We start from the raw sequence: 13,122 nt of genomic DNA, 5'->3' as shown, positions 1-13,122 counted from the left end.
AGTAGTTTTTCAGTACAATAGAATAAGAAGAACATAAGTGCGTATTATTTTTTGAATGGAGAAAATGGGGGATATCTAGTGTCTATACGATTTTTAATAGGAAGAACAGGCAGCGGGAAAACGACCTGGTGTAATGATAAAATTCTTCACATGCTTAGAGAAGACCCGCAAGGTCCGCCAGTTGTCTACCTTGTGCCGGAACAGATGACTTTTCAATCAGAATACCGAATCGTTCAGTCGCCTGATGTAAAGGGCATGATACGGGCACAAGTATTCAGTTTTACTCGTCTGGCATGGAGAATTTTGCAGGAAGTCGGCGGTATCAGCCGTTTTCATATCGATCAGACAGGAATTCATATGCTGCTTCGGAAGGTAATTGAAGAACACAAAAGTAAGTTCCATGTGTTTGGGAAGTCTGCCGAGCAGTTCGGATTTATTGAACAAATGGAAAGCATGATAACAGAGTTTAAACGTTATTGCGTCACACCAGAACTTTTACAAGATGAAATTGTACGGATTGGAGAGGATGCCTCCATTTCTGAGCACGAAAAAATGCTGGCAAAAAAGCTAACTGACATACTTGTTGTCTATCGCCAGTTAGAAGCAACGCTGGAAGGAAAATATTTGGACGGGGAAGATTACCTACAGCTATTGGCGGAAAAAATACCAAATTCAAGCTATATCCAAAAAGCAGATATTTTCATTGATGGTTTTCATAGCTTCACCCCTCAGGAATTAGAAGTTTTGAAGGAATTAATGAAACATGCAAACTCGGTAACGGTTGCCTTGACTGCGGATAAGCCATATGACGAAGAAGCGCCATATGATCTTCATCTGTTCAGGGAGACCGGAACAACTTATCAACGACTGAAGGATATCGCACTCGAAGAAGGATGCGAACTAGAAGAGCCGGTGCTTTTAAAAGATACGCCCCGCTTTCAACATGCTGACTCCTTGCGTCATATGGAACAATATTTTGATGTTCGTCCAACAGTTGTTTATCCGGAAAAGTCTGATGTGTCTATTTTGCAAGCAGTCAATCGCAGAGCGGAAATGGAAGGCATTGCGAGGGAAATCGTCTCGCTTGTCAGAGATAAGGATAATCGCTATAAAGATATAGCTGTCATCGTCAGAAATGCAGAGTCTTATATTGATTTGGTGAATACCGTTTTCAAAGATTACGATATCCCATTTTTCGTCGATCAAAAGCGGACAATGCTACATCATCCTTTAGTCGAGTTGCTCCGTTCCAGCCTGGAAGTAATTTCAAGGAACTGGCGCTATGAATCTGTATTTCGTTGTGTAAAGACAGATTTCTTTTACTCGCTGGATCAAGATATAAATGAGATGCGCGAAAAAACGGACAAGCTGGAAAACTATTGCCTGTCCTATGGTATACAAGGTCATAGATGGACTGCGACTGAGCCGTGGAAGTATCGTCGCTTTTTTAGTGTGGATACAGAAGGTCCATACGTACAAACAGATGAAGAGGTTGCTTATGAAAAGGAAATCAATGAGTTAAGAACGATGATTGTGGAGCCGCTTCATATGCTTGAAAAACGCTGGAAAAAGGCAAAGACAATCGATGCTTACTGCAAAGCGCTTTATGAATATATGGAAGATTTAAAGATTCCGCAAAAACTGGAAGCAAGAATGAAAAAAGCGGAGGAAGAAGGAAATCTGTCCTCTGCAAAAGAAAACGAGCAAGTGTGGAAGGCGATTATTCAAATGCTCGATCAGATGGTCGAACTGATAGGGGAGCATCCCATTTCGTTATCCATGTTTATGAAAATGGTGGAGAGTGGATTGGAAAGCCTTAGATTCAGCTTAGTGCCACCGGCCATTGACCAGGTTATTGTTGCGAACTTTGATCTTTCGCGCTTGACAGATATTAAGCACAGTTTTGTGATTGGTGTAAATGACGGGGTGATTCCTGCCAAGATTAAGGACGAGGGGTTTATATCTGAAGAAGAAAGAGAGCTACTGTCAAACTACGGAATGGAGCTTGCACCGACAAGTTTAGAACGGCTGCTTGATGAACATTTCCTTGTTTATACGTCTTTTCTAAGCCCTTCCCATCACTTGTATATAAGCTATGCATTGGCAGATGAAGAGGGGAAAACTCTGTTGCCTTCTTCCTATATCAAGCGAATAAAGGAAATGTTTCCGTCGCTTGAGGAGAAGTTGTTGCTCAATGAACCTGCAGAGCTGACTAGCGAAGAACAGCTAAGGTATATTCACACACCGTCGACCACATTATCCAACTTGGCAGTGCAGCTTCAAACTTGGATGAAGAAATATCCGGTCGAACCGATCTGGTGGGATGTGTATAATACACTGTTAGAAAGTGAAGAGTGGCAGGATAAAACCGAACAGGTCTTACGAAGTTTATTTTATAAAAATGAAGCAAAAAAATTGAAACAAAAGGTCAGTCGTGAATTATATGGTAATTTCATGGAAGCAAGTGTGTCGAGAATGGAGAAATTCAGTGCATGTGCTTTTTCCCATTTCGCATCACATGGTTTAAAGCTGAAGGAAAGAAAAATATACCGATTGGAAGCACCAGATATCGGTCAGCTCTTCCACGCGGCACTTAAGCATATTTCAGATAAGTTAAGACAAAGCGGCAACGATTGGAAGAACCTCACGAAACAAGACTGTGAAGTGCTAGCAAAAGAAGCGGTGCATATTCTCGCACCGAAGCTGCAAGGGGAAATCCTGTTAAGCTCTAATCGCTTCCATTATATTAAACGGAAGTTGGAAACGATTATCACAAGAGCTTCGCAAATCTTAAGCGATCATTCTAAAGCGAGCAAATTCACTCCAGTTGGTTTGGAACTTGGCTTTGGAAAGCAAGAAGAGTTGCCACCCATTCAAATCAACTTGCCAAATGGCGTGACGATGGAACTTGTAGGCCGGATAGACAGGGTGGATAAAGCAGAAGGAAGCAGAGGGTTATTACTACGTATCATTGATTATAAATCAAGCAACAAAGCGCTTGACCTGACAGAAGTTTATTATGGCTTGGCATTACAGATGCTGACCTATTTGGATATCGTCATCTCTCACTCCAAAGGGTGGCTTGGAAGTGAAGCTACTCCTGCCGGTGTCATGTATTTCCATGTTCATAATCCCATGATTAAAACGAATGGAATGAAACCTGAAGACATCATTGAAGAGGAAATCTTTAAAAGCTTCAAAATGAAGGGTTTGCTTTTAGGTGAGGAAGAATCTGTGAAGCTGATGGATCAAACGCTAGAGAGTGGACATTCCAAAATAGTATCTGCTGCACTGAAGAAGAATGGCGGATTTCAAGCAAACTCTTCGATTGCAAGTGAAGAAGAATTCACTCAGCTCAGAACGTATGTAAGAAAAACATTTGAAGAGATTGGCATGAAGATATCCGAAGGGGAAACAAGCATTGCCCCGTACAAGCTGAAGAATCAAACGCCATGTACATTTTGTTCGTATAAATCGTTTTGTCAATTTGATACATCTCTTGATGAGAATGAATATAGAGTGTTGCCAACGATACCTAAAAATGAGGTCATTTCCTCGATGAAAACGAAGATAGAAGGGGGAGGGGAATCATGAGCATGGAGCTTCTTCCAAAACCAACTGATGCCCAGTGGACAGATGATCAGTGGAAAGCGATTGTCGCCTCTGGGAGAGATATACTTGTTGCAGCAGCAGCCGGTTCAGGTAAAACTGCCGTTCTTGTGGAGCGGATGATTCATAAGATTGTCGAGGAGCATGTAGATGTGGACAGGCTTCTTGTCGTAACTTTCACTAATGCGTCAGCTGCAGAGATGCGCCACAGAATCGGCGAAGCATTGGAAAAGCAGTTAGAGAAAAAGCCAGCATCGCTCCATTTGCGCCGACAGCTCAGCTTACTGAACAGAGCATCCATCTCGACGATTCACTCCTTCTGCCTTGAAGTGGTCCGGAAATACTATTATTTGATTGATATTGATCCAAGTTTTCGTATTGCAGATACAACGGAAATCCAGTTAATGCAGGAGGAAGTTCTTGAAGGCGTCTTTGAAGAAGAGTATGGGAAAGAAGATAACGATTTATTTTTTGAACTAGTAGACCGGTATACCAATGACCGTTCTGATGGAGCTTTGCAAAACCTTGTGCTTGATCTTCATGAGTTTTCAAGGGCTAATCCAAACCCTGATAAGTGGCTGGATGAGATCGTAACATTTTATGAGTCCACCAGTAATTTTTCCATCGATGAATTGCCTTTTATCTCGACATTGAAGCGAGAAATGAAGCTGCAATTTCTCGGGGCGGAGAGTTTGTTGGAAAAGGCGATGAAGATTACGCTTGAGCCAGGAGGGCCTGCGCCTCGTGCTGATAATATTGAGCAAGATTTGGCACAACTTCACAGACTGCAAGCAGCCCTGAATACATCTTGGGGAGACTTGTATGAAGTAATGCAGGAACTCGATTTCTCCAGAGCAAAAACATGCCGCGGAGATGAATACGAGAAAGAACTGATAGAAAGATGGACCAAGGTCCGTAATGATGCAAAGGCAATGGTACAAGGAATCAAAGATGAATTGTTTTCCAGACGTCCCGAGTCCTTCTTAAAAGATTTAGAAGAGCTTGCCCCTGTGATGGGGACACTTGTCGACCTTGTAAAGCGGTATGGTGTGGAGTTCAGCTTGATGAAACAAGATAAAGGGTTGGTGGACTTTCCTGACTTAGAGCATCTTTGTTTAAATGTGCTCACCACCTTTAATGAAGGAAAAGTAGAGCGGTCCGAAGCTGCCCTTCGTTATCAGTCCACTTTTAAAGAAGTGATGGTGGATGAATATCAGGATACGAATATGGTTCAGGAAGCGATCCTTAAGCTAGTTACGAAGGAAAGCGAAGAATCTGGAAAAATGTTTATGGTAGGAGACGTCAAGCAATCCATCTACAGATTCCGATTAGCGGAACCTTTTCTGTTCTTAAGCAAATACAAGCGGTTTGATACGGATGCCAAAGAGTCTGGCCTTCGTATTGATTTGAACAAAAACTTCCGCTCACGTCCGGAAGTCCTTGATGCGACCAACTTTATCTTTAAACAAATCATGGGAGAAACAGTTGGGGAAATCGATTATGATGACGACGCGGAGTTAAAGTTCGGCGCAGCCTATTATCCGGAAGCAGCAGATCGTGAATCGGAACTGTTGTTGTTAAATCGAAGCTCTTCAGTCGCAGGGGAAGACGAAGAACTTTCGGAGTCTGAAGATAATACCACCGGCTTTGATAAAGTGGAGCTAGAAACAGCTCAAGTCGAAGCGAAGATGATCGCTCAGAAGATAAAGCAGCTTATTCAGTCCGGCTATGAAATATTTGATAAGGATAGAAAAGTTATGCGCCCTGTCACTAATAGGGACTTTGTTATCCTGATGCGTTCGATGCCTTGGGCTCCTCAATTCATGGAGGAATTCAAGCAAGAAGGACTTCCGTTATATGCAAATTTAAGCACGGGATATTTCGAGGCAACAGAAGTTGCAATTCTTCTATCGTTATTGAAAATCATCGATAATCCATATCAAGATGTTCCACTCGCTTCTGTGTTAAGGTCACCGATTGTTGGACTTGATTCCAATGATTTGGCGACCATCCGCATTCAGCAAAAAAGGGGCTCTTATTATGAAGCCTTGATGGCATTTATGGAAAAGGCACCGGATTCTTTGGAAGAACAAGAATTAGCGAAAAGAGTTCGGTTATTCTATCAGATGCTTCAATCATGGCGTACAGCTGCACGTGAAGGGGCATTATCTGAGTTAATTTGGCAGATCTATCAGGACACCCATTTCTTTGATTTTGTTGGGGGAATGCCGGGCGGTAAGCAACGCCAGGCAAATTTGCGGGCATTATATGACCGAGCAAGACAATATGAATCTACCTCATTCCGCGGCTTGTTCCGTTTCTTGCGTTTCATTGAAAGGATGCAAGAGCGGGGAGAAGACCTTGGTGCTGCAAGAGCGCTTGGGGAACAAGAGGATGTTGTCAGACTGATGACCATTCACTCCAGTAAAGGCCTTGAATTTCCAGTCGTCTTTGTTGCAGGACTTTCCAGACAGTTTAATATGATGGACCTTAACAATAGTTATCTACTGGATAAGGAGCTTGGATTTGGGTCTAAATATGTAAATGCAAAACTGCGAATCACCTATCCTACGATCTTGCAGCTGGCATTGAAGCGAAAAGCGAAGGCACAGCTGATAGCAGAGGAAATGCGTGTATTATATGTAGCCCTCACGAGAGCAAAAGAGAAATTATATCTGGTAGGAACGGTAAAAGACTTTGAGAAATCTCAATTGCTGTGGAGTGAACACGTCTCACATGAAAACTGGTTGTTGCCGGATTATGTAAGAGCAGGAGCGAAATCGTATATGGACTGGGTTGGTCCGGCCCTTGTGCGGCATAAGGATGCTGAAGTGTTGAGAGGAGATAGCCTGGCTGGGACTAAGCAAGAAGACATCGCCAATCATCCGACTTCATGGAAGATATCCGTCACCAATGTGGAACAACTGCTGCAAGGAATAGAAGCTGAAAAAGAAGCAGAAAACCTTCTCCTTGAAAAAGTGAAACGAGGCGAGCAGGTCGATATTGAAAGTCCTTATAAAGCGAGAGTGGCAGAACAGCTTACTTGGAGCTATCCGTATAAGGAAGCCAGTATTCATCGCTCTAAGCAATCTGTTTCAGAGATAAAAAGAATGAGAGAACAGCAGGATCCATATGCAGATAACACGCTTGTTCAAACAGAAAGAAGGTATTTCCTTGATCGCCCTGCCTTCTTGCAGAAGAAAAAACTGTCTCCATCAGAAATAGGGACAGCGATGCACGCGGTGATGCAGAATTTAGATCTTTCCGCCATTACTATTGATAGAGATTATGTACAATCGCAAGTCATGGAGATGGTTCAAAAAGAACTGATTACTGCTGAACAGGCAAATGTCATCGACTTTGACGCAATTGTATCATTCTTTACTACTCCTGTCGGGAAGAGGATGCAACAGGCGGAACATGTTCACAGAGAGGTTCCGTTCAGCTTTGCATTGCAGGAAAATGAATTTTTCGAGCAAATGGATTTAAAAGAAGAGACCATTTTGGTGCAAGGTGTCATTGATTGCCTTTTAGAAGACGAGGAAGGGCTTGTCTTAATTGACTACAAAACAGATACCATCACAGGTCGATTCTCGAACGGATTTGAAGAGGCGGAACCAGTTCTCCGTAATCGCTATAAGGATCAAGTAGCTCTATATGCAAGGGCTGTTGAAGGAATTTGGAAGAAAGAATTAAAGGAGAAATATTTATATTTCTTTGATGGAAATCATTTAGTGAAAATGGATTAATTCAAAGAGCGGCTCAGGTGGCAAATGTCAAATGTTGAAGATTTGTTGCTTGAGCCACTTTCATGGAAGGGAAGAAAAAAAGATGCGTATACTTCATACTGCCGACTGGCACTTGGGAAAAACATTGGAAGGAAGAAGTCGTTTGCCGGAGCAGGCACAATTTTTAGAAGAACTTCTGCACATTGTAGAAGAGGAAAAAGTAGATGTGGTACTGATGGCGGGAGATGTCTATGATACCGTCAATCCCCCTGCCCAGGCGGAAGTGCTTTTTTATGAATCGCTTCAACAGCTATCAAACAATGGAAAAAGGCCGGTTGCCGTAATAGCAGGGAACCATGACAATCCAGACCGTCTTTCTGCTTCAAGACCTCTTGCAAGCTCACAAAATATCTCCTTGCTAGGATACCCCACCATGGACGTTCAGAGCATCTATGTCCCCACAACGGAAGAAACGTTGAAGCTAGCTTCTTTGCCATATCCTTCAGAGTCCAGGTTAAACGAAGTGCTTTCCGAAGAATTTGAAGAAAAAGTAATCAGAGACCATTATGATGCAAGAATTCGCCAGTTTTTTGATAAGATGTGTGAGCAGTTTACCGATTCCTCTGTGAATATCGCCATGAGCCATTTATTTGTTGCAGGTGGAAATTCCACCGATTCGGAACGCCCAATCGAAGTAGGCGGAGCATTTACGGTGGCAGCGGAGAGTTTACCGCATCAAGCGCAATATGTTGCCCTTGGCCATTTACACCGCCCTCAAACCATAAAACGTGCCAAAACGGCAGCCAGATACTCAGGCTCACCGCTTGCGTATAGCTTTTCAGAGGCTGGATACACGAAAAGTGTAACCATTATTGATGCTAAGCCGGGCGAAACAGTGGAAACGAAAGAAGTCTTCCTTTCTAGCGGAAAGCCACTTGTGAAGTGGAAAGCAACAGAAGGAGTCCAACAAGTCTATGGTTGGCTAGAAGAAAAGAAAGACAATAATGCATGGGTAGATCTTGAGATACATGTCACTAATGCACTTTCTATGGAAGAAATTCATCGCATCCGAAAACATCACGATGGCATTCTCCATATTCGTCCTATTTTTCCGGAAATGGTCGAGGGGAGAAAAGCAGTGAAGATGGACAGTGTTCCAATTGAAGAACTGTTTGTAAGGTTTTATGAAAAACAATCAGGAGGCGCAAAACCTGAGGAAGAATTAGTCCGGTTATTTCTCTCCTTATTGCAGGATGAAACGGTAAAGGAGGAACAAGTATGAAACCAATCACATTGACGATCGCAGGGCTACACAGCTTCCGTGAAAAACAAATAGTTGATTTTGAATCGCTTTGTGAGGGTGGCGTATTTGGGATTTTTGGACCAACTGGAAGTGGAAAATCTTCCATTCTAGATGGGATGACGCTTGCATTGTACGGGAAGGTAGAGCGTGCTTCCAATAATACGCAAGGAATCATGAATCACGCGGAAAATCAGTTGGAGGTTTCCTTTTTATTTGAACTGGAAAATGCTAAAGGGAAGCAACGGTTTAAAGTGGAACGGACCTTTAAACGTACAGATGATATACGTGTGAAATCGGGAATTTCAAGATTGACGGAAGTAAAGGAAAACGAGCATATCGTGATTGCGGATAAGGCAAGTGAAGTGAACCAGGCCATTCAAGAGATACTTGGCCTGACCATTGATGATTTCACCCGTGCCGTTGTGTTGCCGCAAGGAAAGTTTGCGGAATTTCTCTCGCTTAAAGGTGCGGACAGAAGACAAATGTTGCAACGCCTTTTCCAGTTAGAAAAGTACGGTGATCAGCTGTCCAGAAAAATAAAGGAAGAGCTGCAAGAAAAAACAAGACTCTTGGGAGAAATACATGCCGAGCAGTTAGGATTAGGCGAGGCTTCAGATGAAGCGGTAAAAGAAGCGGAGAAAGCGTTCAAAGAAGTAGAAACGCTCGTTAAAAGGTCAGAAAAAGCACTTCAAGAGATGGAACTTGCATTTGAGCAAAAAAAGAAGCAATGGGAAAATCAGCAGGAAAGGGCTCAGGTAGAAAAGAAGCTACAATCTTACTTATTGGAAGAGGCTTCTATAAAGGAACTCGAAACTTCCTATACATTGGCAGAACAGGCAGAGAGCTTAAAACCTTTATTGGAAGATCTGAAAGAAGTAGAAAAAGCATTATTAGAGTGGAAACAAAGAAATAATGTAAACCATACCGCTAATGAAACTGCAAAAGAAGCATTGTACAAAGCTTTGAAAACGTATGAGGCAACAAGGGTTAAGAAAGAAGCAGAATTACCTGTGCTGCTTACAAAGAAAGAAAAGTTAGAACGTGCGCAAACCCTTGAAGACGGTTTGACTGTTCATCAGCCAAAAATGGAAGAACTAAGACGATCATTGCTTTTAAATAAAGAAGAATTATCTAAATTAGAAGCACGGGAAGAAAAGGCTAAGGACCTGTATACCAAGGCAGTTAACAAGCAAAAGACGATAAAAGAGGAGCTTGCAACACTTGCATATGCACCTGCACGCCTAGAAATACTTGAGAGAGCATTTGATAAAAAACAAGAGATAATACTCTTTGAGAAAAAAATGAAGGAAATTGGAGCAGAAGTACAAACGCTGCAAAACAAAATTTCTTCGTTTCAGGTGGAGAACCAAAAAGCGGAAGAAAACCTGAATAAGGGGAAAGAAACCCTTTTAGAAATTTTCCAACGTACAGAAAATCACTATGATCTTGCATCAGAAATGGCACAACAGCTTGATTGGCTCGAAAGGCAGATTGAAGGCTTTTTAGAAGCAGAACAAAAGCTTGCAGATGATGCGAAAATTCATCAACTTGCATTGGAGTTGGCCAAATCCCTTGAAGACGGAGAAGCATGTCCAGTTTGTGGCTCCACAGAACATCCTGGTCTTGCTTCTCATCAAGCACATAGGGAAATAGCAAGCAGCAAAGAGGAAAATGGCGTTGGAAAGCTGCCTTCTGCCATTACGCAGCAAAAACAGGAAAATCTGAAAATCAAGTTTAAATTAGAGCAAATAGCTACCGAGCTTCACCGAGATCTTGAAGGGGAAAAAGACTTGCCTGCCCCGAAAGAATCATTGGAAAAATGGGATCTGTGGGACAAGGAATTGAACGAGTCTAAGGATACAGCGGTGCTGCTTGCTGAAAAACACCATAGAATCGCAACAGAACAAAAGGCATTGATTCAAGATCTCATTCAATTGCAGGAAAAGAAAGAGAAGGTAGACAACTACCTTAAAACGTGGTCAGGCACCTTTAAAGAAACAGAAAAGCTTGCTTCCAGTTTTATCGAACAGCGTGAAGAATGGATGAAGCGTCTAGAAGATACGAAACAGGAGTTAGAAAATAAGATACACAATTGGCACAGAGATTTCGAACAAGAAAAATTTGAAGAAATCGAAACCAACTACCAAGCTGTCAAAGATGCTGATAAAAAACGTTTAGACCTGCAGGAAAGAATCAATACTAGTGTGGATTTTATTGAATCAAAAGAGAAAGAATTAAAAGAAGCCCTAGAAAAGAAGAGAGAAATCGAAAAAACTATTTATCAAGAGGAATTGCAACTCGAACAGATTCAGAATCGTATTAAAGATACGCTAGAAGAAATAAAGTCCATCGTTGGTGAGAATAATATCAAAGATGAGCTGAAGCGTGTTGAGCACGAGGTGGAAAACTTAAATAGGCTAGAAAGGGAGAACTATCAAAAATGGATGGAATCCCAGCAGCATGCTCAAGAAAGAGAAAAAGCTGCTTCACACAGTGAACAGATGGTAAAGGAAACGGAGTCACGCCTTGCTCTCCTCCAGGAAAAATGGAAACATGAGCTAGAAAAATCTGTGTTCACATCGACGGATGCTGTTGAGTCAGCAATTGTTCATATACATTCAAAAGAAAAGTGGAAAGAACAAATAGAACATTACTGGGAGGAAAGAAAGGCCGTTGAAAAGGACCTCTCTCGTTTGAATGCCTTGATTGGTACAGAAAAGTTGGAAGAAGAAGAATGGGGAAAAACCCAAGAACAGTTATTGTTTGCCCGCAAGGAACTGCGTGATGAAATAGAAAGAAAAAGTGCGCTTCAACAAAATCTTCTTTCTCTAAAAGATCGTAATGAACGGTTTAGGATTCTCGAGGAAAAGAAGACCAAGCTTTCGGAGGAAACTCAAGCATATCAAAAGCTACAAAGTGTCTTTAAAGGGAACAGTTTTGTTGAATACTTGGCGGAAGAGCAGTTGCATCAAATAAGCAGGGATGCTTCAGAAAGATTGGGGCAGCTTACCCGCCAGCGATATGCGTTGGAAATGGATTCAAATGGCGGCTTCATTATCCGTGACGATGCGAATGGTGGCGTAAGAAGACCTGTTTCCACTTTATCTGGGGGTGAGACTTTTCTTACTTCGCTGGCACTGGCATTGTCTCTTTCCGCTCAGATTCAGTTAAGAGGAGAATATCCACTGCAGTTCTTCTTCCTTGATGAGGGCTTTGGGACGCTTGATTCAGAGCTACTTGATGCGGTGGTTACGGCATTGGAGAAACTTCAGTCCGACCATTTGGCGGTAGGGGTCATTTCCCACGTACAAGAGCTAAGGGCACGTTTGCCGAGACGATTAGTGGTTACACCTGCCAAATCTTCTGGCAACGGATCTGTTGTGACGCTGGAGAATTTGTGATTTTTGCTTGGAAGTAGTGGTTAGGGTGTAGGAAGGTTATGGGTGTCTATGGATGCTGAAATGAAATGGTGGAGGTGTATGTATTTAAATGGGGAAGAAGAAAAAGCGGGACATTGGGACCTGTGAACTTTGTGAAAGGGAAGAGGTGGAAATAACGGTTCATCACCTGACTCCAAAGGAGATGGGCGGGACTTTCCTGCCGACGGCTAATCTTTGTATTCCATGTCATAAACAAATACACGCCATATACACGAACGAAGAGCTTGCCATCCGTCTGAACACAGTTCTTCTCCTGAAGGATGACCCAAAAAATAGCCTCCTTCATTAAATGGATTCAAAAACAACCATCTTCCAAAATACCACTAACACGCAAGTCTAACGAACGAAAACAAAAAAGATAATACCAAAACCCGTGCCACTTGTGTTGGCACGGGTTTTGTGGTATTTCGGGGTCGGAGTGGAAAGTCCTAGAGGGGTCTGACCCCTTTTTTTTCTTTTTTTTCTTTTCTTTCTCTTTTAGTTATTCGCCACTATATCCTGGTCATTGATGTCAGGGTCGATGGTGTTGGTGGCGGATAGACCGTTGTTGGTGATGACGAAGTTGCCGGTGTTTAGTGCACCGGATCCTGCTGAGGTTTTGGAGGCTGATTTAGGGGAGATGTAGAAGGAATCCCCGAAATTGATGACGCCTCCGCCTACGCTGTTGATGGCAACCGGACCTACGATAGCTGGCATGTAGAACATCCTTTTTGTTTTAGGGTGAGCGCACTATCACGGTATCTTACGATTGAAATAATGCAGTCACCCATGTTTTTGATATTTATACTATATGACCTCGGCCCTAAAAGGTGAAAATGCAGTTTACTTGTTTTCACTAACACTCTGATCAGTCGCATCAGGGTCAATTACATTGGTAGCATTCAATCCACTATTCGTATTTACAACATTTCCCGTATTGGAACCGCCGGACCCTTCCGTTGTCTTACCTGTTCGTTTCGGACTAATATAAAAAGTGTCCCCAAAATTAATAATTCCATCGCCTACATTTGTCACTTTCACAGGTCCTATAATGGAAGGCATC

General features: G+C 42.4%; 6 protein-coding genes and 1 pseudogene. 5 read left to right on the top strand and 2 right to left on the bottom strand.

Annotated features, from left to right (window positions below; all coding sequences use genetic code 11):
* Positions 1–78: 78 nt before the first annotated feature.
* The 5 genes and pseudogenes from addB to hlpB all read left to right on the top strand — a co-directional run bounded on the left by addB (position 79) and on the right by hlpB (position 12,442).
* Positions 79–3,594, top strand: coding sequence for a helicase-exonuclease AddAB subunit AddB (gene addB / locus M313_RS0102630; protein WP_010192156.1), 3,516 nt, complete (start codon positions 79–81; stop codon positions 3,592–3,594).
* Complete coding sequence (addA, locus tag M313_RS0102625) at positions 3,591–7,358, top strand: helicase-exonuclease AddAB subunit AddA (protein WP_010192153.1); 3,768 nt, start codon at positions 3,591–3,593, stop codon at positions 7,356–7,358. Before addB ends, addA begins: the two co-directional genes overlap by 4 nt.
* 82 nt (positions 7,359–7,440) lie before the next feature.
* A complete protein-coding gene (gene sbcD / locus M313_RS0102620) occupies positions 7,441–8,619 on the top strand; it encodes an exonuclease subunit SbcD (RefSeq protein ID WP_029326295.1) in 1,179 nt (392 codons plus the stop codon).
* Positions 8,616–12,041 (top strand): SbcC/MukB-like Walker B domain-containing protein, encoded by a 3,426-nt coding sequence (locus tag M313_RS0102615; RefSeq protein WP_010192147.1) that lies wholly within the window; start codon positions 8,616–8,618, stop codon positions 12,039–12,041. The genes sbcD and M313_RS0102615 overlap by 4 nt, the downstream gene beginning before the upstream one ends.
* An 88-nt stretch (positions 12,042–12,129) precedes the next feature.
* Positions 12,130–12,442, top strand: a pseudogene (gene hlpB / locus M313_RS22440) (HNH nuclease-like protein HlpB).
* A 115-nt stretch (positions 12,443–12,557) separates the two neighbouring features.
* On the opposite strand, the gene M313_RS0102605 reads toward hlpB, so the two are convergent.
* Together M313_RS0102605 and M313_RS0102600 are read right to left on the bottom strand one after the other, a co-directional pair.
* Positions 12,558–12,776: a spore germination protein gene (locus tag M313_RS0102605; protein ID WP_010192140.1), complete on the bottom strand. Its 219-nt coding sequence runs from the start codon at positions 12,774–12,776 to the stop codon at positions 12,558–12,560.
* A 126-nt stretch (positions 12,777–12,902) separates the two neighbouring features.
* On the bottom strand, positions 12,903–13,121 hold the full coding sequence (locus M313_RS0102600; protein WP_010192137.1) for a spore germination protein: 219 nt from the start codon (positions 13,119–13,121) through the stop codon (positions 12,903–12,905).
* Between the last annotated feature and the right edge of the window lies 1 nt (position 13,122).

It is taken from the genome of Bacillus sp. m3-13 (assembly GCF_000175075.1).
GTDB classification, from domain to species: Bacteria; Bacillota; Bacilli; order Bacillales; family Bacillaceae_I; genus Sutcliffiella_A; species Sutcliffiella_A horikoshii_C.
The sequence above is the reverse complement of the archived record's forward strand: the minus strand, read 5'-3'. Positions and strand labels throughout refer to the sequence as shown.